We start from the raw sequence: 22,007 nt of genomic DNA, 5'->3' as shown, positions 1-22,007 counted from the left end.
CTAAGCAGTAACTTCTGTAACATCTTATTTTCTAATATCTATTTTTCCTGGTTTTTAACCCAGATCTTACTACTTATTAACTACTACTTTATACGTATAACGTAATACTTAAAACGTAAAACCTACCACTTCTCTGCGTGCGCGATTACCTGCTGTTTATCGATACGGAAACGTCTGGGTTACCCAAAAAATGGGATGTGCCTTATGCCCGGCAAGATAATTGGCCCCACTCCGTACAAATAGCCTGGGTTATTTACACCAAAGCGGGGCAGGAAATAAAAAAGGAAAACCATTATATCTGCGATAACGATTTTGAAATTTCGCCGGCCGCTTACCGTATTCATGGCATTAACCGCGCGTTTCTGGAACAGCACGGCGAAAGCCGGCAGCAAATATTAAAGCAATTGGCCACCGATCTGGCCCAATACCAGCCTTTGGTAGTGGCGCACTTTATGCAGTTAGATTTTCACATGCTGGGTGCCGATTTTTACCGCATCGGGCTAAATAATCCTTTAGAACAGCTACCGCAGTTTTGTACCATGCTGGCTACTTCTAAATACGTGTCTAACCCTAAATCAAAATACCTGCGCCTCGACCGGTTGTATTATATTCTTTTCCAGAAAGACCTGCAAAAACAGCACGAAGCGCTTACCGATGCTACCGCCACAGCGGCCTGTTTCTTCGAAATGGTGAGGTTAGGCGATATCAATGACGAAAAAATCCGGTTACAACAGCAAAATGCCCAAGCCAATCCGGGTGCTGATAAGCAGGGCTTGGGCTGTAGCCTGGGCCTGCTGGTCATATCTTTTTTAGTTTCATTGTTAACTTATTGGTCATGATTGATCGTGTTCAGTTTCTAAAGAATGTAGCGCCTTTCCATTTATTACCCGATGATGTCTTAATGGGCTTATCGGACTTGCTACAAGAGGTAAATTACCCTAGAGAAACGATTATTTACCACCAGGAAATAACCAAGATGAAGGGCGTGGATATTATTGTAAAAGGCGAATACGAAACCTTTTTTTACGATAGTGCCCAAAACAAACGCGTGCTGGAGTACCATTACCAGAATTATTGCTACGGCGGCGTTTCGGTGTTGCTTAACCGCAAAAGATCGTTGCGTACCGTTATTGCCAAAAAAGGTACGGTGGTTTATTTTTTACCGCGGCGCGATTTTCGGTCGCTTTGCCAGGCATACGAAGAGTTTTTCCAGTACTTTGCGCACGAGTACGCCAAGCGGATGCTGAACGACGAGTTTGCGCATTTTGCCCGAAGGCCTACCTCTTTCGAACAAAATTATATTGCTACCGACCAGTTTTACTCCCGCAAAATAGAAAGCCTGGCGTTTCCCGATATTGTTTCCTGCCCGGCTCAAACGCCCATTTACCAGGCAGCGCAAATTATGGCTACGCAAAAAGTAAGCTGTTTATTTGTAAAAGATGAGCCGGAAAAAATTATTGGTTATGTTACCGATATTACCCTCCGCGACAATGTAGTGGCTCGTTGCCACGATGTACAGCAGCCCGTTGCAACGGTTATGGATAACCCAATTGTTACCATTGATACGCAGGCGTTTGTGTATGAAGCTATCTTACACATGTTTAGCACCAAAACCCGCTACCTGCTGGTCGTGCACCAGGGGCAATATTGTGGTGTTATCAGCCGGAATAAATTGCTTAGCGAGCAGGCGCAGTCGCCGTTTATGTTTATTCAATCGGTAAAACTGGCCGTAACTGACGAGGAACTGAAAAGCAAATGGCGGAAAGTGCCCGAAATTGTAACGCAGCTCTTAAACCGCGGCGTAAAAGCCGAAATTGTAAACCAGGTAATTACCACCGTAGCCGATAGTATTGCGCTTAAAATTATACAACAGGTTATTGCCGAAATTGGTACGCCGCCCGCCAAATTTGTATTTATGGTGTTGGGCAGCGAAGGCCGCAAAGAACAAACCCTTAAAACCGACCAGGACAACGCTATTATTTACGAAGACAAAGCCAATGAGCAGCGCGAACTGGTGCGGGAATATTTCCTCCAGTTTTCGAGCCGGGTATCGGAGCGGCTGCATAATATTGGCTTTAGTTACTGCTCGGGCGGTTACATGGCCAAAAACCCCAAATGGACCCATTCTTTATCGCACTGGAAACGCAACTACTTAAGTTGGATAGAAGAAGCCGTACCCGAAACGGTGATAAAATTTTCTACTTTTTTTGATTGCCGGTATCTCTACGGCGATGTTGCCATTATGGACCAATTACAAACATTCCTGAACCAGGAGTTACAAAAGCCGCAGGAAAAGTTGTTCTTTCACATGGCCAACAATGCTTTACAATACGAGCCGCCACTAACCTTCTTTAAAAATATTAAAACCTTTACTGTTAATGCCCAGGAGGTGTTTGATATTAAAAAAGCCATGACGCCCATTGTGGATCTGGTAAGGGTGTATGCCCTGAAAAACCGGATTTTCGCGACTAACACCGGCGAAAGGCTGGATGCCCTGAAAGCCCTGGGCGTTTTTACCGAAACCGAACACCTTGAATTAATGCAGTCGTATTATTACCTGATGAGTATCCGGTTAAAAAAACAAGCCAGCCTGATTACAGTGGATAACCGGGAACCCGAAAATTTCATGAACATTACCAGCCTTACCAAAATTGAGCAGGTAACCATTATCGAAATATTCAAAACTATCCGAAATTTCCAGACAAAAATCAAACTCAACTTTACCAACAATCTCTTTTGATAGAAATAAGCTAGTTATGGAATTTGGTATTAATTCCGAATCGTGGCAATTCATTTTTTTACCAGAAGAACGTTCTTGTGTCATCCTGGGCGGCACTATTGTTTAGAAAGAAAGTAGGCAAAGAAAAAGGTTGCTAAACTTACCTGTAATACTTTTAACCAATAGGTCTTTGCCAGATGACTACACTAAGTGCACACAAGTAGGTTTCAAGGTTATTTCTGTTAGATATAACCGAGTGGTATAACTTACTAAAAAAGTTGCGATATACACGGATCGGTGTAGTCTTGTATAAAGCAGATAATATTTTTGTACTGGTTAAAATCGGCGGCGGGGTGAGTAGTAGTTAAAACCACGCAGGGCATACCGGCATTTTCGGCAGCTTCTACTCCTTTAGGTGCATCTTCAAATACAACGCAGGCGGCAGGGGCAACGCCCAATAATTCGGCGGCTCGCAAAAACGTTTCCGGGTCGGGTTTGCTGTCTTTTACATCGTCGGCGCTTACAATAGCCTTAAAATAATGCCGCAGGTTTAAGTTATCCAGTACAAAATCGATGTTAAACGGAATGGCGGCCGAGCCAATTGCCATTTTAATCTGATGCGCCTGGGCTTGGGCCAGGAAGGCTGGTAAACCAGCTATTAAGGCCAAATGCGGAAAATATTCCTGCTGGTACCGGCGCTCTTTTTCCAAAGATAAATTTATAACCTCTTCGGCACTAAACCGGCCGGGGCCAAAAACACGATCCAATAATTCACTGTTTTTGCCGTACATCTGTACTTTTACTTCGTCCCAAGTTAAATTAGCGTTTAAATCCTGGTTTAATATTTGGTACCAAGCCTGGGCATGGTAGTGCATATCGTCGATTAAGGTGCCGTTTAAGTCAAAAATAAAGGCGCTGGCAGTATTGGGTTTAATATTTTGCATAGTGTAGTAATATTTGAGAGCCAGCATTTGGGAGAGATTACGCCGGTAGAACCGCTTTCTTGGCCGGGCGGTTTAATCAATTAAAATAAAAATAAGGCCCCTTCTCCGTTGGGAAAAGGGGCTTACAATTAAACTCGTTTAGTGTTTTGCTAAATGGACTAACCGCTGCCATGGGTGGTGTTATCACCGCCAATTATTTAGCTTTTGCCCAACTACTTGCCGGTGAAAACACGCGGCAAGGGCAAACGTTCATACCATTTCCAAAACCCTAAACAGCTTTAATGTTAGCTCTAGTAATGAAGCTAACATTAAATTTATTTCTTCTTGCGAGCCATTACCCGTTGTACCGCCTGCACAATGTGGTCGGCATCTAAACCGTATTTTTTCATGAGGTCGGCGGGTTTGCCGCTTTCGCCAAAGCTATCGTCTACGGCTACGTACTCCATGGGTACTGGGGTATTTTTAATGAGTAATTGTGCAATGCTGTCGCCAAGGCCACCTAAACGGTTGTGTTCTTCGGCACTTACTACGCAGCCTGTTTTGGCTACCGAGGCCAGCACGGCAGCTTCGTCGAGCGGCTTAATGGTATGGATATTAATAATTTCGGCGTCGATGCCCATTTCGGCTAGCTTTTCGCCGGCCTGAATAGCTTCCCAAACCAAATGGCCGGTAGCAAAAATACTTACATCGGAGCCCTCGTTTACGGTCCAGGCTTTACCAATCTCAAATTTCTGATCCGGGTCGGTGAAAATAGGCATTACCGGTCGGCCAAAGCGCAGGTAAACCGGGCCTTCGTACTCGGCAATGGCAATGGTAGCGGCTTTGGTTTGGTTATAATCGCAGGGGTTAATAACGGTCATGCCGGGCAGCATTTTCATGAGCCCAATATCTTCCAGAATCTGGTGGGTAGCCCCGTCTTCGCCCAGGGTAAGACCGGCGTGCGAAGCGCATATTTTTACGTTTTTGTTTGAGTACGCAATCGACTGGCGAATTTGGTCGTAAACGCGGCCGGTAGAAAAGTTGGCGAACGTACCGGTAAACGGAATTTTTCCGCCAATGGTCATGCCGGCGGCAATGCCCATCATGTTGGCTTCGGCAATACCAACCTGCACAAAACGCTCCGGAAACTCTTTTATAAAGGCTTCCATTTTAAGCGAACCAATTAAATCGGCACAAAGAGCCACTACATTTTCGTTACGTTTACCAGCTTCTAATAAGCCGGCACCAAACCCCGACCGGGTATCTTTTTTTTCGGTGAAAGTATATTTTTTCATTTAATAATTTCGAGTTGAGTTTCCTGCCCCAGCAGGATTTGTAAAAGTTTATTTGTACCGGCTAAAAGGAAGATAAAGTTGAATTTAGCTTTTAAACCCATGGCGTTAATAATTCCTGGCCTAATTCGCACATTATCAAATCATCAAATTAGCCCATTTATACATAATCTTCGAGGTAGCCGGTTAACTGACCCAAAGCGGCCGCTAATTGCTCATCGTTGGGGGCTACGCCGTGCCATTTATGCGAACCCATCATAAAGTCTACACCGTGGCCCATGTTGGTTTGCATTAAAATCATGATGGGTTTGCCTTTAAATGCTTTCGATTTGGCCAGTTCCAGTACCCGGATTACATCGGTTAGGTCGTTGCCGTTCATTTCGAGTACATCCCAGCCAAAAGCTTCCCATTTGGCTTTCAGGTTACCCAACGAAAGTACTTTATCAGTAGGGCCGTCAATTTGCTGGCCATTATAATCGATCGTCGCGATCAGGTTATCTACTTTATTATGCGGGGCAAACATGGCAGCTTCCCAAATTTGGCCTTCTTGTAATTCGCCGTCGCCGTGTAAGGTAAATACCAGGCTGTTGTCTTGGTTTAATTTTTTAGTAAGTGCTGCGCCAATACCCACCGATAAGCCCTGGCCCAAAGAGCCGGAAGCAATCCGGATACCGGGTAAATGCTCGTGGGTAGTTGGGTGGCCTTGTAAGCGGGAATTTATTTGCCGGAAAGTTTTCAGTTCGCTGGTTTCAAAGTAACCGGCCCGGGCCAAAGTGCTGTACCAAACCGGCGAAATATGACCGTTAGACAGGAAAAATAAATCTTCGCCTACGCCATCCATGTTAAACTCCGGGTTGTGCTTCATTACTTTAAAATAAAGCGCCACAAAAAAATCTGTACAACCCAAAGAGCCCCCCGGGTGCCCCGATTGGCATTGGTGTACCATCCGGACAATGTCGCGGCGAACCTGTTTTGCAATCTTTTCTAATTCCTGAATTTCCATTTTTATTTAGTTGTTTTTGTTTCTGGTTGAGGTAAATCTGTAAGTCGTGGCGGTGGGTAAACCTCCCTGATTTTACATAATGGCTAACCGGCTTGTTCTTAATAATATTAGGTATAAAAAAATCTGACCGCTAATATAGGAGGCATTGTACAAAATACCAGCCCTTTGCCGGCTTTGGGTTAAAAGAAACTTACCTGTTACGTTAACCTGGTCTTTAATTAATATTTAAATTACCTGTTTGGGTCCTGTTTTATCCTTACCATTGGGAAGGATCTAAACTACAGATTTTAAGGATATAATTTAGTTGTATTTTTTACACTTGTAAGTTTTTGCGAAAGTTAAAGCTTACTGGTTATAAGGCAAAGAAAGAGGCGATTTTTTAAGCAGTTCTTTTAATTAAATTTTCTTCCGGAGAAATCTGACGGTTAAACAGGTTGCCGGATTTTCCGGAAGAAATATTTTGAGCAGGATATTTTACCGGTTACTCAAGTTTATTTTTAAGCAGATTTTACTCATGGTTCAGCATACGGGCGGCTAATTAGCTTATTGGGATTTTTGGGGTAAAAAAATAATAAAGCGTGTGCCTTGGCCTTCGGTACTTTCTACCTGAATGGTGCCGCCGTAGTTTTGGATGGTTTGTTTTACAATGTATAAACCAATGCCAGTACCTTCTACGTGCTTATGAAAGCGTTTAAACAGCGCAAATAAATGGTTTACCTGGTACCCCGACATGCCCAAACCATTGTCGGAGAATTGCACTGTAATGCCACCGGCCACGGGCTGGGTGGTAATTTTAATAAGGGGTGGCCTATTGGGGTGCCGGTACTTAAGCGCATTAGAATACAAGTTTAGTAAAACGCTGTGCAGGTGCAGCCGCGAAAACTCAATAATATCTACAGCCAGGTGCAGGTGCAGTTGGGCTTGCGTTTGGGCAATCTCCTGGGAGAGTTCCTGCTGAATTTCCTGGAGTAATTTCGAAAACGAAACTTTTACTTCCAGCCCGATAATTATTTGCTGCGACCGGATTATTTGCGTTAGCCCGGATATGGTGCTTTTTAAACTGAGAATTGAACTTTCTACCATGGTGAGTAGACGGTCGCATTCGGGAGATATGTTGGTTGGTAAAGTTTGTTTCAGTTCCTGCACCAGTAGTTCTAAGTTAAAAACCGGCGACTTGAGGTCGTGGCTGGCCATTTGTACAATATAGTCCAGGCTTTGGTTCAGGCGCGAAAGCTCCGTGTTTTTGTGTTCGAGGGCCTGACTGCTCAGTAAAGCTTCTTTTGTCATTACGGCCAACTCACGGTTGCTGGCTTTTACTTCGTCCAGGGCCTCGCTTAAATCTTCGTTCCGGACCGACAAATCGGTGTTGGCTACTTGTAAGTGGTTGTGGGCTCTTTTTAACTGGGCATCTAGTTTATTTAGGTGTTGCAGGAAAAAGAACGTTACCGGTAACGTTATCGAACAGGTTAAAAGAAAAAGAAACAGAATGCCTAAGCCAGGAGAAAATTGCCAGTTGCTCAGGCTATGCAGGTAAAACCCGATAAGTACCGGCGACACGAGTAAAAAATAAATAAAGGCAGAGCGCGCTAGTGTGCCGCCTACATATTTACTCGATAATAGTTTCATCCAGCCTTGGGCCGGGCAAAACAAAAGCAAGGCTAAACTAAGAAGTAAAAAAGAAAATGCCGGGTAACTCGAAATAATAAGGTACTGTTCCCGATCCGGAAATCCTCTTATCCGGAAAAAATTGCTGATGAGGGCCACGTAAGCGGTCATGAAAATAACCGCCGCTAATAGTTGCCCCAAAGTAAAGTGCTTTAACGAAAACAGCAGCATGGCCAGCGCCAGAAAGAAAAAGATTAGCGCCCGTAGCACCAATAGCCTACCCGGCGAATTATTGATGGTGGCCGCGCTGGGGTCGGGTAATAACCATTGGTCTACGCCCAGTTGCAATTGCCAGAGGTAGTCGGCTAAGGTAATAAAAGCCGCAGCTACAATTAAAAGAATGCCTAACCAGGCTATTGTTTTTAACTCCAGGTGTAAACACCACAACGAACCGGCACTTAAAATTAAGGCCACCGCTGTATTTACTTTCATGAATGGCGTAGTAAAAAAGCCGGGCCAGACGTTTAAATAAGCTAGTAGCCAACTTCCCATACTCAATAATCCCAGCCCCAAAACTACCAGTGTAAGCGTGCGGGAGGTGCGTCGCCAACGGTTTGATAAGGGATTGTCTGGTTTAACCATATAGCAGCCAGTTTACCTGGTATTTTGTCTGAATAGACCCTACAAAGCTTTTAATTTACTAGCCGGTTAGATATTTAAGCGGCACACGTTTAGGTAGCCGGTAGTTATTAAAATGGGTTATAGGCGGTAGAAAATTTCTGAATAAATTACAGGCCCATTTATAGCGGTAAACATTATCTAAATGCCTGCACCAGCTTAGGGATATTCACTTTTAACAAGTAAATACGTAAACTTTTATACTAATATACATAGATATTGTTTGAATATTCAGAGATAAAAATGTATTTAATTTGCCTAATGCTCTATGCAACGGCCTAAATAGCTGGGTAGGGGCAGAGAAGGCAGAAAAGTTGAAATCATATTTTTTGTAACTCTTCGGATAATCTCTTAACATTACTGCCGGTGACATACACGTTAAGCATTTATTTAAAAATGAAAAAAATATTTGGCGTAATAATATTATGGCTGATGTTGGCGAGCGGCCCGGTTTTAGCCGCCAAAGTAGATACCCTGGAAATTAAAAGTGCCGCCATGGGTAAAACTTTACGGGCTGGGGTAGTAATGCCGCAAACGTATAAAAAAAGCAAAACTGCTTACCCGGTACTTTACTTGCTGCACGGGTATAGCGGCAATTTCCGCGACTGGCTTACCCGCATAACTGATAAACAACTTTTGCATAACCTGGCCGATAAATACGAAATAATAATTGTTACCCCCGATGGTGGCTATAGCAGTTGGTACCTCGATAGTCCGCTGGACCGCGAAAGTCAGTACGAAACTTTTATTACCCCCGAACTGGTAGAAAAAGTAGAGGGCCATTACCGCACCCAGAAAGACCGGAACGGTCGGTTTATATCGGGTTTAAGCATGGGTGGCCACGGGGCTTTGTATTTGTCGGGGCGCCACCCAGAACTGTACAGTGCGGCCGGTAGTATGAGCGGCGCTTTGGATATCTCGGGTATGGATAACAAAAACCTGAACCAGAGCTTAGAAAAGTTGCTGGGCGCCAAAGCGCAAAACCTGGATAAATTCCAAAGCAACTCGGTGGTGTATATGGCCGAAAAACTAAAAAATAACGATGTTAAAATAATTTTCGATTGCGGAGTGGATGATTTTCTGATCGAGAGCAACCGCGAACTCCACCGCCGGCTGGTGTACAACAAAACGCCTCACGAATACCTGGAGCGGCCCGGTGCCCATACCTGGACTTACTGGACCTATGCGCTGGAGTACCACTTACTATTTTTTCAGAAAGTAAGCCGCAGCAGCAGCCCATTGCCAGTAGCCGCCCCCAAATAAATTACTTGTAAAAGCTGTTGGCTAACTAAAGAATAAACAAAATGCAGTTTCAGGGATTAAGAACCGTAATTTACCACGTACCCGATTTGGCCCAGGCCAAAGCCTGGTACAGTGTAGCCTTAGGCGTATTGCCGTATTTTGATGAGCCTTTTTACGTTGGTTTTAACGTGGGTGGCTATGAGTTGGGCCTAGACCCCGACATGACCAACTTAGCCGCCGGCAGTAATGTAGAAACCTATTGGGGCGTAAATAATATCAATCAAACTTATAAAAGCTTAATCGAGAAAGGTGCCCGGGAGCACGCGCCGGTGCGGGAAGTAGGCGGCGGCATTTACGTAGCTACTCTTCTGGATCCGTTCGGCAATATTTTTGGCATTATTGAAAACCCCCACTTTAAAGGCGAAGAAAAACAAAAAGAGTTTTAGCCTATCCTGCTAGTTTGCCCCAGCACTTTGGCGCCGCCCAAAGTAATAAGTACCTGCCGCCAGTTTAGCCTTGCTAAACTGGCGGCTTTTTATTTTACCCGTAATGCAGCTTACTTCAGCTCGGTTTTTAATAAATAATCCCAGAGAACTACGCCTACCGTTACCGAAATATTTAAAGAATGTTTCGTGCCAAACTGCGGAATCTCTACTACGGTATCTACCAGGGGCATTACGGTATCGGCTACGCCAAAAACTTCGTTGCCAAAAATAAAAGCGTATTTCGCTTCGGGGTCCGGTGTAAAGTTTTGTAAAAGGGTGCTGCCTTCGGCTTGTTCCAGGGCAATTAATTGGTAGCCCTCATTTTTTAAGGTTTGCGCCAAAGCGGCGGTATCGGGTACGTGCTCCCAGGTAACCGAATCGATAGCGCCCAAAGCAGTTTTATTTATTTCTTTATTGGGTGGTGTGCCGGTAATGCCGCACAAAAATATTTTCTCTACCCGAAAGGCATCGCCGGTTCGGAACGCCGAACCCACGTTGTGCAGGCTGCGCACGTTATCCAGCACTACTACTACGGGCACCTTGGGTAAAGTTTTAAATTCCTCTACCGATACCCGGTTCAGTTCTTCCATTTTAAGCTTGCGCATCTGTTTATATTTTGTAAAATTTAAATAGTAAACCAACTCACCGGGGCTAAGGCCACCCGGCAGCTACCAAAAAAATATAGTTTCGGGGGGCAAAATTATACAGATTGGCTGTATCTTGCCTTTATTATTTCGGAAAAAAGGGACGATTTGTGGAATTAACGAAAGAAGAACAAGATATTCTGGATTTGCCAACCGGCAAAAAAAGCGGGAAAAAAGAAAGTGCAACCGCCGAGGCTACCGTTACACCGCTCATGAAGCAGTACAACGCCATTAAGGCCAAACACCCCGGTGCTTTGCTGCTGTTCCGGGTCGGCGATTTTTACGAAACCTTTGGCGAAGATGCGGTTAAAGCGGCTAAAATATTAGACATTGTATTAACCAAACGGGGCAACGGTACGGCTTCGGAAGTAGCGCTGGCGGGTTTTCCGCACCACTCCCTCGATACGTATTTGCCTAAATTGGTAAGGGCCGGGTTGCGGGTAGCCATTTGCGACCAGCTCGAAGATCCCAAAATGGTAAAAGGCATTGTAAAGCGGGGCGTAACCGAACTGGTAACGCCCGGCGTATCTTTTAACGACCAGGTACTGGAGAAAAAAAGCAATAATTACCTGGCAGCACTGCACCTGGGCAAAGAACAAACCGGCATTTCTTTTTTAGATATATCTACCGGCGAATTTATTACGGCCCAGGGCGATAAAGAATACATCCGGAAACTGCTGCAAAACTTTAACCCCGCCGAAGTATTATTTTGCAAACGCGCCAAAGAAGATTTTTTACTTTCGTTCGGGCCCGATTATATTCATTACGCTTTAGATGAGTGGGTTTTTGGTTACGATTTTGCCTACGATTTGCTTACCCGGCAGTTTGGTACTACCTCCCTTAAAGGTTTTGGTATAGAAGGTTTAAAAGAAGGTATTATTGCGGCCGGCTGTATTTTGCACTACCTCGCCGAAACCCAGCACCACGAAATCGGGCATATCCGGGCTATTGGCCGCCTGGAAGAAGACCGCTACGTGTGGCTCGATAAATTTACGGTGCGCAACCTGGAATTGGTGTACCCGCAACACCAGGAAGGCGTGCCCTTAATTGATATTCTGGACCAGACTGTAACGCCCATGGGCGCGCGGTTGCTCAAAAAATGGGTGCTGTTGCCCTTAAAAGAAGTTAGCCAGATTCAGCGCCGACTCAATACCGTAGAAGCTTTAATCCAGAATCCGGATTTGCTGCACGACATTGTGCATTACCTGAAGCAGATAAACGACCTGGAACGCCTGATCTCGAAAGTAGCCGTAAAACGCATAAACCCGCGCGAGTTGTTGCAACTGAGCCGGGCGCTGGAAGCCATGCTGCCCATAAAAGAGCTCCTGGCGTACAGCAAAGTGCCCGCCTTGCAAAAACTTTCGGAGCAGCTTATTTCCTGCGAGAGCATCCGGGAAGAAATTAAAGTTAAAATAAAATCCGATGCGCCGGTGCTCACCAATTTGGGCAATATTATCAACAACGGCATTCACGAAGAGCTCGATGAGCTGCGTAAAATTGCTTTTTCGGGTAAAGATTATTTGTTGCAGTTGCAGCAGCGCGAAGTGAAAAATACCGGCATTACCTCGCTTAAAATTGCCTATAACAAAGTTTTTGGGTATTATTTAGAAGTTACCCACGCCCACAAAGACAAAGTGCCCGCCACCTGGATCCGGAAGCAAACTTTGGTAAACGCCGAGCGCTACATTACCGAAGAATTAAAGGTATACGAAGAAAAAATATTAAACGCCGAGGACCGTATTTACACCATCGAGCAGCAAATATTTAACGAACTGGTGCTCTCAGTTGGCGATTTTGTCAGCCAGATCCAACAGAATGCCAAAGTACTGGGCACCATTGACTGCCTGACTTCTTTTGCGCTGGCGGCGATCCAGTTTAAGTACGTTAAGCCCGAAGTAAACGAAAGCAAAACCCTGCACATTAAAAAAGGGCGTCATCCGGTAATTGAGCGGCAATTACCGCCCGGCGAAAGCTATATTCCCAACGATATTTTCCTGGATACCGAAGAGCAGCAATTAATGGTAATTACGGGCCCCAACATGGCCGGTAAAAGTGCTTTGCTGCGACAAACCGCTTTAATTGTGCTCATGGCCCAGATTGGTTCTTTTGTGCCCGCCCAGGCCGCCGAAGTAGGCATTATCGATAAAATATTTACGCGGGTAGGGGCTTCGGATAATCTGGCCCGCGGCGAAAGTACCTTTATGGTGGAAATGACCGAAACGGCCAGCATCCTGAACAACCTCTCGGACCGCAGCCTGGTACTGATGGACGAGATTGGCCGGGGCACCAGCACCTACGATGGTATTTCGATTGCCTGGGCCATTGTGGAGCACCTGCACAACCACCCCAAAGTCCGCGCTAAAACGCTTTTTGCCACCCACTATCACGAGCTAAACCAACTGGCCGAAGAACTGCCGCGCGTGCGCAACTTTAACGTATCGGTAAAAGAAGCTGGGAATAAAATATTGTTTATGCGCAAACTCATGCCGGGCGGCAGCGAACACAGCTTTGGGATACACGTGGCGCAACTGGCTGGTATGCCCAACAACGTGGTGATACGGGCGAACGAAATTATGCACCACCTGGAGCAGGACAAAATCCGGCAGGGCGATAAAAAAGCGTTCCAACAGGTACCCAAGCAAAAATTCCAGCTAAACATGTTTGAGCTAAACGACCCGCTGATGCTTAAAATCCGCGATCTGTTCGATAAGTTGGATATTAATACCATTACGCCCGTAGAAGCCCTATTAAAGCTAAACGAGTTGAAAATGCTGGCCAATGAGGCCAAGAAAGACAAGTAGCTGTTAAGAATTACCAGCAAATATTTACCTAAAAAGCACCACTAGTTTGGTGATAACCAAACTGGTGGTGCTGTAAAATTTGTAAGCAGCTAGCTAAAGCGGCACCTAAACAGGTTGCAAAAAAATGGGGGAGTGGCTATTACACACCCGTACGGGGAGAAAAAAGGATAATAGGTATTAATCCATTCGGGGAGGGATAAAAAATTTTCTTCCTGAAAATCAGGTTAAAAGGAAAAAGCTGAATTTTTTTTACAGAAAGTACTTGACAATAATCAGAAGTTGCGTACATTTGCATCATCAAAACACAGTAACACGGTGTAGCGATAACAAAACGCGAAAGTAGCTCAGTTGGTAGAGCGCGACCTTGCCAAGGTCGAGGTCGCGGGTTCGAACCCCGTCTTTCGCTCCAGAAGAGAAAAGACGTTGCGCCCGCAACGTCTTTTCTTTATCTCTAAGTCTGTGGAGGTGCAAACCTTCCTGCCGGGGTGGTGAAACTGGTAGACACGCAAGACTTAAAATCTTGTGAACATTAGTTCGTGCGGGTTCAAGTCCCGCCCCTGGTACATAAAAAGCCGCTTTTTAGCGGCTTTTTTGTTTTATCCCCATTTTTTCTGAACAGCAGTAGGAAGTCGGAGACTTCCAAATTCATTTAGAGTTTGTAGTCTTCCGTAGGAAGACTACAAACAGCTGGGTTCATTAATGTTTAAGCTCCATTTTATTTTCTATATAATCTTCAAAAGTACCTTCAATAAAATTTACGGTTTTGCTCAGGCTTAAATAATTACTCTTTACTTGGTCAGTAAGGAATGGGTCTACTACTTCAATGGTAACTGCTTTAGAAATGTTCTTCCTAAATAGGGCTTTAATATGAACATCAGCTTCTGGAAATGAGTAGCCGACAAAAACAATCTTATTAGCCTTCCTTATTTCAATTGCAGCTTCATCTATTAGTTTATTAATAGCTGGATGAGTTAAGTTTTTTATGTAAGACGGTGGAACAATAAAAGTATCAAAGGGATTCTCATCATTTGGACAAATTAAATCGTATTCAATCTTTTCCAGATTCTCATCGCTTGGCCAAATTACACCTTTAAATCCTTGTGCGTCTAAGTCAATTTCAGTATCCCAGGGAGTTAGTAAGACTTGATTGCAACAATTGCAATACTTCCAATTTAAGGAACCGTGTATTTTTATAATTTTAATAGGCTTTGGAGCCCCTCCTTTCCAAACCGTTAATGGTTCTCTAGGATTATCCCACCAATGAAAGGCATCGATTTTATTGTAATGGTCATAATTCATGAAGTTTATACAATAATCTATTGCTGCTATATCAGGATATAAGAAATCAAATGGTTCTTCCAATAATGTGTCGTAGTTCATAGTTAAAACTGAAACATTCCTATTGGAAACAGCTACTTTTTGCCAGAATCGTTTATATACCCCCTTACTATTATTACATATGCTAATTGTATGATGAACTAAACGAATTAAGGCTTCTTTTACTGTGACAATTTTCTGAGTTGTATAGCTTTTCCCTAAACTCTCCAGTTTAGATATAAAATAATCTAAGTATCCAAAAATAGATTCTAAGGAAGGATAATGTCCATTGATTATATGAAAGTTATCTTCTATAAATACTTCAAGTAATTTTGAGGCTTGAGAAGGTGTTCCATTTAAAATATTAGGAAGTAAATCTTTTTGTAAAGGCGCCCCATCTGCAATAGAGGCACCAGCACCAAACACAAACAATACATCCCTTTGAGGTTCATAAGGAATATACTTTTTTTGATAAGTTCTCATTCTAAATTGGTATAAGCATAATTATAAAATCCCATCTTACGGAACAAGAAAAAAGGTGCAGAAATATGAAGACCTTTTAAGCCTCCATATTCTACACCTTAGTAATCGTAATTATAAGTTTTAAGCTTTTTCATGAAGGGAGTACTTCCCCTCGTAATTAATATGTTCAAGGCAGATAAAAGCCATTTTAGTTTTATCCGACATCCGCCCTTTGATTTTTATTGTCCTAATCTCCTTAAGACCTTCGGTTACCATAGAGCCAAAAACCAAAAAGGAAAGCATTTCGGAAAGTTTACCTGCTGCAAAAACATTCTTCCCAACTATTCTGTAAGTTCCTAAATAATCACCTTCCATATAAACTGCTAAAGGCTTTAATTTAGGAAATCTTATTGAATCTTGGACAATAGTAAATAAAAGGTTTGAAGAGTTGTAAACTAGGTGGCTTTTATAAACAAAAATGGAATCCATTATTTTAAAGCTCCTTTTCTCTTTATATCTTCTTCACTTGGTTGATAGTCCGAAAGGGTATCACCCCCGCTGTTTGTAGTCTTCCGCAGGAGACTGCAAACTTTTAATGAAACCGGAGGAACGCTGTTCCGGTACATACCAGCAAAGGCAACTACATGCAAGGCGGCTACCAAATCAGAGACCAGAACGGTATTTATTTAATCACCTTTGCGGTGGTGGAGTGGGTAGATGTGTTTACCCGGAAAGATTATGCCAACGTGGTAGTAGAAAGTTTGCAGTACTGCCAGAAAGAAAAAGGATTAATTATCTACGCCTGGTGCATACTATCCAACCATTTGCACCTGATTGTATCGGCGGCCGAAGGATTTGCCTTATCGGCTATTCTGCGGGATTTCATAAAGTTTACTTCTACTTCTATTCTTAAAGCCATTGAGCACAACCCGCAGGAAAGCCGGCGCAATTGGATGCTTTGGCTATTTAGAGCCGCTGGCGAAAAGAATAGTAAAAACACGAAATACCAGTTCTGGCAGCAGGATAACCACCCGATAAGCTTGGAGTCTAATCAATTTAAAGATGAAAAACTATATTACTTGCACCAGAATCCGGTAGCCGCTGGTTTGGTAGCTGAGCCGGAGCATTATATTTATTCCAGTGCCATAGATTATGCCGGTGGTAAAGGTTTGATTAATATTACTTTTTTGTAAAATGTGGTAAGTCGGAGACTTCCCGTTTCATGAAAAGTTTGCAGTCTCCTGCGGAAGACTACAAACAGCTGGGGGTATCAGAGACTATAAACAGCTGATACGTAGGTTATAAAATTGGCTTATTTAATTTAAGTATTTTAAATAACTATTGTATCAATATTTGTAAGTAGCAGTAATACTAAACTTTAAAACACCGGATAAATTCTCCTCCAAATTATTTCTATTTCAAAGCTTCCTTTACGGAACTACCAACCGCCTTCTCGTTAGTATAATCAAGCCCTAAAAAAGCAGCAATAGTTTTCGCTAACTGATTTTGCCAATATTGTCCGTTCTTTTTCATTTCGCCAGTAGCCGGTGTATCTGGTCCCATAACCGCAAACCAGATAGCATCAGAACCAATATAATCCTTTCCGTGTGATTTCCAGCCTTTTTTGGACTGACTGCCTCTCCCATGATCCGTTGTAATAAGAAAAGTCGTTTTCCCAGCATAAAAGGAATCGGACTGCGTATACTCCCATAATGATTTAATCAGGGCGTCTGTCTGGTGCGCTGATTTTAAATAGTGGTCATAACGCCCGTCATGGGCAAAGTCGTCGGTTTCTCCATAAGAAATAAAAACAACCTTCGGGTGTTTACGCTTAATATACTCCAGCGCATAATGGTGGGTAAAAGCATCTAACCGAACGGAGCTCCAGGGGCTGGGTACCTGCGCTTGTAGTTCATTTAAAAAAATCTCCCGGTTACTTAAGCTCTTGCCCGCCACCGTACGAAATCCGGCATTTACCGGAATACCACTGCGTTGTTCATTGATGATAAAAGGGAAAACATCCCAGGAGCCAAAAGCGGCGACCTGGCCTTTATAGGCTGGTTGATTTTGAATCCATTCCAGAACGGTTACATTCGGGTTATCTATCTTGTTATTGGAATTAATGCGCGGGTCGGCAAATCCAGTCAGGATTTCGTTATAACCAGGATAAGAGAACCAATAAGAATTGGAAACATTTACTTTGTTGTTTAGCCACCGATTACCGTATAATTGCCCGTTTTTACCAATTGTATTCCAGAACCAGGGCATCAATTTTTCGCGCCTTTCCCGGGCAGAAGATGCCCCAAATAATTTACCCAAAGCAACCGTATCTTTTACATACACGGGGTCTTTTATCAGGCTGTCAACTGCTCCGCCAAACAACTCTTCCCAGCGGAAGCCATCTAAAGTTATCACAAATATGTTTTGTGTTTTACTTTTGTTCTGCGCAAATGCGGCCTGAGAAAATAAAATAAAGCCACTCAGCAGCAACAGTAACTTTTTATTTATCTGAATCATGCTATAAACTTATTAGATATTTTGCTAGGTTGTGGTAAAACTTAAGTCAGATATTGACTTAAAGATATAAGAAGCAAAAGAATAACTCATCTGGCAGTAAGAGGTAGAATTTTACAGGACTTGATTTTTCCAGTATTGGAACCTGTTTAGCGGTTATTAAATATTGAAGCTGTTTGGTATATCGTTAAAAAGCGAAGAATCCGCCGCTATGGGTGGTGTTATCGCTTTAGCCTTGCGGCTAAGCATATTAGAGCAGATTTAGATGGGTAAAAAATTAAGCTACTTTTAAAGTATTAATCTCCGTTATGCTGATAGAATCTAACGGGCAAGTAAACGATTAGATTTTTTCAGAATGACTCTTTTTGCCTCCTGTATCTTGTTATAGTTCCTCTTTTAAATACCTAAATTTCCCCTAGCCTGTATGCCTATGGTTTTACCGGCTTCAACTTATACGGCAACGGCCCCTGGCTTTCCGTGCTCAACCACATAAGTAGCCCGGGTCGTAACAGGGGCCCCGGGTTTATCAATGTAAGGAACTACTTTAAAGTAGGTGTGCCATTTAGCGGGAGTTACTTTACACAGCACATAACCTCTTTGGGAATTTACAAATTTTATATGCGCATTTTCTGCCATGGCCACTTTTCCCCCCTTAGATAAATCTAACCCGTTTCCGCCCGAGGAAACGCTGGTACACCCAAATTCGGTTGCTAATGTAGCAGAACCCGGATTATCAAAGTCCTCTTTCAGGTCGTTCACCCAGTTTTGGTGCGAATCGCCGGTAAGCACTACTACATTTAATAGTTTTTTCTTCCGGATAACCTCAAATAAGCGGTTGCGGCTGGCCACAAACCCATCCCATCTATCCGAACCAAAACCTACTGCCGGGCCTTCTTTATCGTCGCGCTGCACCATTAATACCTGTTGCGCCAGTACATTCCATCGGGCAGAAGAGGATTCTAAATTCTTGAATAACCACGCTTCCTGCTCCGCTCCCATTATAGTGCGCGATAGATCTACCCGGTCGGGGCAAGGAGAATGGTCGGGAATTGTACAATTAGGTGCCGAACGATATTGGCGGGTATCCAAAATATTTACATCCATCAGGTTCCCGTAGGCAAACCGGCGGTAAACCAGCATATTAATGCTATTGGGTAGCGAGGACTTGCGTAAAGGGGTATGTTCATAAAAGGCTTGAAACGCTGCTGCCCGACGGGCCATAAAAGCAATATTAGTTGGGTCTTCTCCGCCCCAGTTATTGATTACCTCGTGATCATCGAGGGTTATAATCCAGGGGAATGCGGCATGAGCCGCTTTAAGGGCCGGGTCGCTTTTATATTGTCCGTATCGAATCCGGTAATCGTCTAAGGTAACAATGATTTTAGGCGGCACATGCACCCGGCCGGTTTCCGACACATCTCCTTTGCCTTCGTAAATATAATCGCCCAGGAAAAAAACAACATCTAGGTCTTCTTTTGCCAGATGTTCGTACGCGGTAAAGTAGCCATTGGGGAAATTCTGACAGGATAGAAAGGCAAATTTTACTTCTTTTACATCGGCGTCTGCTTCCGGTGCCGTTTTGGTTCGGCCCACCGGGCTAATGGCTGCTCCGGTTTTAAACCGGTAATAATAACGCGTATTGGGTTTTAGGCCGTTAACTTCTACATGCACCGAGTGCCCCATTGCCGGCTCTGCTTTCTCCGTTCCTTTTTTAACAATATTCCGGAAGGCTTCATCTTTTGCCACTTCCCAACTTACTTTTACTGCTTCCGCAGGCATGCCGCCTCCTACTGTTAAGGGCTGGGGCGCTAATTTTGTCCAAAGTACTACGCCATCCGGCAATGGGTCGCCGGAAGCTACTCCTAGTTTAAAAGGATAATTATCGGGTTGAGAGGAATCTTTATTAGAAGCGGGAGAAGCATCTGGTTTGCTGCTACCCAAAACAGACATAGGCCCCAACAGCCCAATGCCGGCCAATAAGCCTGCACCGCGTTCAGTGGCCCGCAAAAATCCGCGCCGGGTCAGTTTATTTTTTATTTCATCGCTAATTTTAGATTCCTTAGGGCTTAGCTCGTCGAATTTACTATCTTTTTCTTCCATTACGATTTGTAGAAGTTATATCTCAATTTATAAAAAAATATATGTGAGTGTATAGTGCAGCCGCAAAAAATTAATAAGAACCACGCATAAAGGCAGGAACGTTAGGCTAAATATTTCTAAATAGGTATTGCATCACCGGGCCACAGGCAACCAGTTGTTTGTAGCCTTCCAAATTTACTTCTGCTACTATTCTTAAAGCCATTGAGCAGCACCCGCAGGAAAGTCGACGCAATTGGATGCTTTGGCTATTTAGGGCCGCCGGCGAAAAGAATAGCCAAAACACGAAGTACCAGTTTGGGCAACAAGATAACCACCCAATAGCTTTAGAATCGAATAGCTTTAAAGAAGAAAAACTATATTATCTGCACCAAAACTTGGTAGCTACCGGCGCATTATATTTATTACAGTGTAGATTATGCGGGTGGTAAAGGTTTGATTGCTGTTGCTTCTTGTAATAAGGTTGCTTCTTGTAATAAGTAAGAGGCTCCCTTTTTACCCGGCTGTTTGTAGTCAGCCTTTGGAAGACTACAAACAGCCGGGGAAACAGTAAAAATTTTTTCTACATTAGAGTTTTCTACGCTTTTCTTTGGTAAATTCTATTTCCTTGTTGTTAAGCTGAAGTTCCTTCTCTTTTTCTTTTGTATTTCCGCTTTTGATTAGCATGAACTGGTTTTTTTTCTTTAGAAACCATGACTCAAAATAGCGGTAAGAAATATAAGAAACTAAGATTGTTGCTCCTAATTCACTTATAAACATTATGCTGTGTCCTACAGTGGATGGCATATGTGGTAAGAATTTTCTTAAAACAAGAGAGAGTAGGAATAATACAATAAAGTGATAAGCATATATACCATAAGATATTTTACCTAAAAAATTGAATACTCTATTTTCTAATGTTATTAGTGTTTTGGGGTTAGTGCCAACGTTTAATATTATTACAGCATAGACCCCTGCATGGAGATCTTTATCAAACACAGGCAAATACGGAATATGAATGGGGTAGTAGAAAATTGAAATCAATAGGAATGTCCAAGCACATATTTGAATAACAGGATTGTAAATTACTCTCAACAAACTGTTTTTGGAATAGAACAGGTAAGCGCCAATTGCGCCAATAGCCATGCAGTCAAATGGTAAAAAGAACAATAAAGTGTTTACATCTATAGGTATAAAAGCAAACACTCCTATCAATGCCAAACATTTTAATAAAAGATATGCTGTAAGGAATAATAATAAAGATTTAATCACACTTTTTGATTTGTTGATGAGGAATGGCCAGAAAGCGTAAAATTGTTCTTCTACCCCTACGGACCAAAGTATACCAATTAAATCAGGACTATAGCCAAAGAAAAAAGCTAAATTAGGGAGTAGTATGGTATAAAGGGAGGTTGTTATTAGTAGGTTTTGCTTGGGGCCTAGATCAATTAAATTAGGGAATAAAAATAATAAGGTAAGACCAATAAACAGAACAGTATAATAAACAGGCCAGATTCTTAATATTCGTCTGAGATAAAATTTATTATAAGTAATCTGTCCATGTTTCTCCTTTTCTTTTAAAAGAAGGTAAGTTATCAGAAAACCTGACAGAACAAAGAAAAGAACGACTGCATATGTTTGCATTCTGGTATTCCAGAATCCATAGGGTTCTAATCCAAAATATTTACTCCATTGGTCAGTATGGAAAATCAATACAATAATGGCAGCTATAGCTCTAATACCATTAAGTCCGGGGAAAAAAACTCTATCCTCTTTCATAAAGAGGGCAAAATAACAATATCAATAACTGTTATACAAGAATTGTAAAGCTTATTAATAAGTAGAAAACATAATAGTTAATATTTTTCAAACAACAAATTACTTAAGTTCAATAAAGCTTAGTTAAACCCATCTGTTTTAAGCCTTCCAAAGGGAGACTTAAAACTTTTGATGAAACTGGAGGAACTCTGTTCCGGTAAATACCAGCCAGGGTTACTACAGGCAAGGAACCTTAGTGTAGCCTCTTAAAAATTCAATTCGGTTTTTAATTAAACTTAACGGTTACACTTTTACCGGCAAAATCACCTTCTGGTAAATCTACTAAAAGGGCGGTGCTGCCTTGTTCGGCATTTGGGAGAATGGTAAAAGAATCGCCTTTGGCTTTATGCGTGCCAGACAAGGTTACCGAAACGCTTTTTAGTTTTCGGGAAGGATCAGAAACGGTTAATTCCTGTACTTTGCCGTTT

The 22,007-nt window shown here is 42.8% G+C and carries 17 protein-coding genes and 2 tRNA genes; 8 read left to right on the top strand and 11 right to left on the bottom strand.

What is annotated here, in order from left to right; translation table 11 throughout:
• The first annotated feature begins 137 nt into the window (after nt 1-137).
• The gene (locus ACO1R6_RS17770) at nt 138-839 is read left to right on the top strand and encodes a 3'-5' exonuclease (RefSeq protein WP_486266370.1); all 702 of its coding nucleotides are present in this window, start codon (nt 138-140) and stop codon (nt 837-839) included.
• The gene (locus ACO1R6_RS17765; protein WP_486266369.1) at nt 836-2,740 is read left to right on the top strand and encodes a DUF294 nucleotidyltransferase-like domain-containing protein; all 1,905 of its coding nucleotides are present in this window, start codon (nt 836-838) and stop codon (nt 2,738-2,740) included. The genes ACO1R6_RS17770 and ACO1R6_RS17765 overlap by 4 nt, the downstream gene beginning before the upstream one ends.
• Before the next feature lie 248 nt (nt 2,741-2,988).
• Here ACO1R6_RS17765 and ACO1R6_RS17760 read toward each other — a convergent pair whose 3' ends face one another.
• The 4 genes from ACO1R6_RS17760 to ACO1R6_RS17745 all read right to left on the bottom strand — a co-directional run bounded on the left by ACO1R6_RS17760 (nt 2,989) and on the right by ACO1R6_RS17745 (nt 8,184).
• The gene (locus ACO1R6_RS17760; RefSeq protein WP_486266367.1) at nt 2,989-3,663 is read right to left on the bottom strand and encodes an HAD family hydrolase; all 675 of its coding nucleotides are present in this window, start codon (nt 3,661-3,663) and stop codon (nt 2,989-2,991) included.
• Nucleotides 3,664-3,977: 314 nt separating this feature from the next.
• The gene (locus tag ACO1R6_RS17755; protein ID WP_486266366.1) at nt 3,978-4,937 is read right to left on the bottom strand and encodes a transketolase family protein; all 960 of its coding nucleotides are present in this window, start codon (nt 4,935-4,937) and stop codon (nt 3,978-3,980) included.
• A 157-nt stretch (nt 4,938-5,094) separates the two neighbouring features.
• The gene (locus tag ACO1R6_RS17750) at nt 5,095-5,937 is read right to left on the bottom strand and encodes a transketolase (RefSeq protein ID WP_486266365.1); all 843 of its coding nucleotides are present in this window, start codon (nt 5,935-5,937) and stop codon (nt 5,095-5,097) included.
• A gap of 543 nt (nt 5,938-6,480) precedes the next feature.
• Nucleotides 6,481-8,184, bottom strand: coding sequence for a sensor histidine kinase (locus ACO1R6_RS17745; protein WP_486266364.1), 1,704 nt, complete (start codon nt 8,182-8,184; stop codon nt 6,481-6,483).
• A 432-nt stretch (nt 8,185-8,616) separates the two neighbouring features.
• On the opposite strand from ACO1R6_RS17745, the gene ACO1R6_RS17740 reads away from it, so the two are divergent.
• Together ACO1R6_RS17740 and ACO1R6_RS17735 are read left to right on the top strand one after the other, a co-directional pair.
• On the top strand, nt 8,617-9,483 hold the full coding sequence (locus ACO1R6_RS17740; protein WP_486266363.1) for an alpha/beta hydrolase: 867 nt from the start codon (nt 8,617-8,619) through the stop codon (nt 9,481-9,483).
• Between the two features lie 41 nt (nt 9,484-9,524).
• Complete coding sequence (locus ACO1R6_RS17735) at nt 9,525-9,908, top strand: VOC family protein (RefSeq protein WP_486266362.1); 384 nt, start codon at nt 9,525-9,527, stop codon at nt 9,906-9,908.
• A gap of 110 nt (nt 9,909-10,018) precedes the next feature.
• On the opposite strand, the gene ACO1R6_RS17730 is transcribed toward ACO1R6_RS17735, so the two are convergent.
• Nucleotides 10,019-10,552, bottom strand: coding sequence for an RNA methyltransferase (locus ACO1R6_RS17730; RefSeq protein ID WP_486266361.1), 534 nt, complete (start codon nt 10,550-10,552; stop codon nt 10,019-10,021).
• A 251-nt stretch (nt 10,553-10,803) separates the two neighbouring features.
• On the opposite strand from ACO1R6_RS17730, the gene mutS reads away from it, so the two are divergent.
• The 3 genes from mutS to ACO1R6_RS17715 all read left to right on the top strand — a co-directional run bounded on the left by mutS (nt 10,804) and on the right by ACO1R6_RS17715 (nt 13,955).
• The gene (gene mutS / locus ACO1R6_RS17725) at nt 10,804-13,392 is read left to right on the top strand and encodes a DNA mismatch repair protein MutS (RefSeq protein WP_486266435.1); all 2,589 of its coding nucleotides are present in this window, start codon (nt 10,804-10,806) and stop codon (nt 13,390-13,392) included.
• A gap of 333 nt (nt 13,393-13,725) precedes the next feature.
• Nucleotides 13,726-13,801, top strand: a tRNA-Gly gene (locus ACO1R6_RS17720).
• A gap of 70 nt (nt 13,802-13,871) precedes the next feature.
• Nucleotides 13,872-13,955, top strand: a tRNA-Leu gene (locus ACO1R6_RS17715).
• A gap of 133 nt (nt 13,956-14,088) precedes the next feature.
• On the opposite strand, the gene ACO1R6_RS17710 is transcribed toward ACO1R6_RS17715, so the two are convergent.
• The gene (locus tag ACO1R6_RS17710) at nt 14,089-15,192 is read right to left on the bottom strand and encodes a hypothetical protein (RefSeq protein WP_486266360.1); all 1,104 of its coding nucleotides are present in this window, start codon (nt 15,190-15,192) and stop codon (nt 14,089-14,091) included.
• Between the two features lie 120 nt (nt 15,193-15,312).
• Entirely contained in the window at nt 15,313-15,660 is a 348-nt protein-coding gene (locus tag ACO1R6_RS17705) for a hypothetical protein (protein WP_486266359.1), read from the bottom strand.
• A 155-nt stretch (nt 15,661-15,815) separates the two neighbouring features.
• Here ACO1R6_RS17705 and ACO1R6_RS17700 point away from each other — a divergent pair, with 155 nt between their 5' ends.
• Complete coding sequence (locus ACO1R6_RS17700; RefSeq protein ID WP_486266358.1) at nt 15,816-16,364, top strand: REP-associated tyrosine transposase; 549 nt, start codon at nt 15,816-15,818, stop codon at nt 16,362-16,364.
• Nucleotides 16,365-16,584: 220 nt separating this feature from the next.
• Here the strand turns inward: ACO1R6_RS17700 and ACO1R6_RS17695 are convergent, their stop codons facing one another.
• The 4 genes from ACO1R6_RS17695 to ACO1R6_RS17680 all read right to left on the bottom strand — a co-directional run.
• Complete coding sequence (locus ACO1R6_RS17695; protein ID WP_486266357.1) at nt 16,585-17,688, bottom strand: phosphoglyceromutase; 1,104 nt, start codon at nt 17,686-17,688, stop codon at nt 16,585-16,587.
• Between the two features lie 447 nt (nt 17,689-18,135).
• Complete coding sequence (locus ACO1R6_RS17690; protein ID WP_486266356.1) at nt 18,136-19,785, bottom strand: alkaline phosphatase D family protein; 1,650 nt, start codon at nt 19,783-19,785, stop codon at nt 18,136-18,138.
• A 564-nt stretch (nt 19,786-20,349) separates the two neighbouring features.
• Entirely contained in the window at nt 20,350-21,540 is a 1,191-nt protein-coding gene (locus ACO1R6_RS17685) for an acyltransferase family protein (protein ID WP_486266355.1), read from the bottom strand.
• 265 nt (nt 21,541-21,805) lie between these two features.
• On the bottom strand, nt 21,806-22,007 hold a 202-nt coding region (locus ACO1R6_RS17680; RefSeq protein ID WP_486266354.1), incomplete at its 5' end, for a hypothetical protein.

The sequence above is a fragment of the Adhaeribacter sp. genome, from assembly GCF_057359045.1.
Note: the sequence above shows the minus strand (reverse complement) of the source record. Positions and strands in the feature narration are given on the sequence as shown.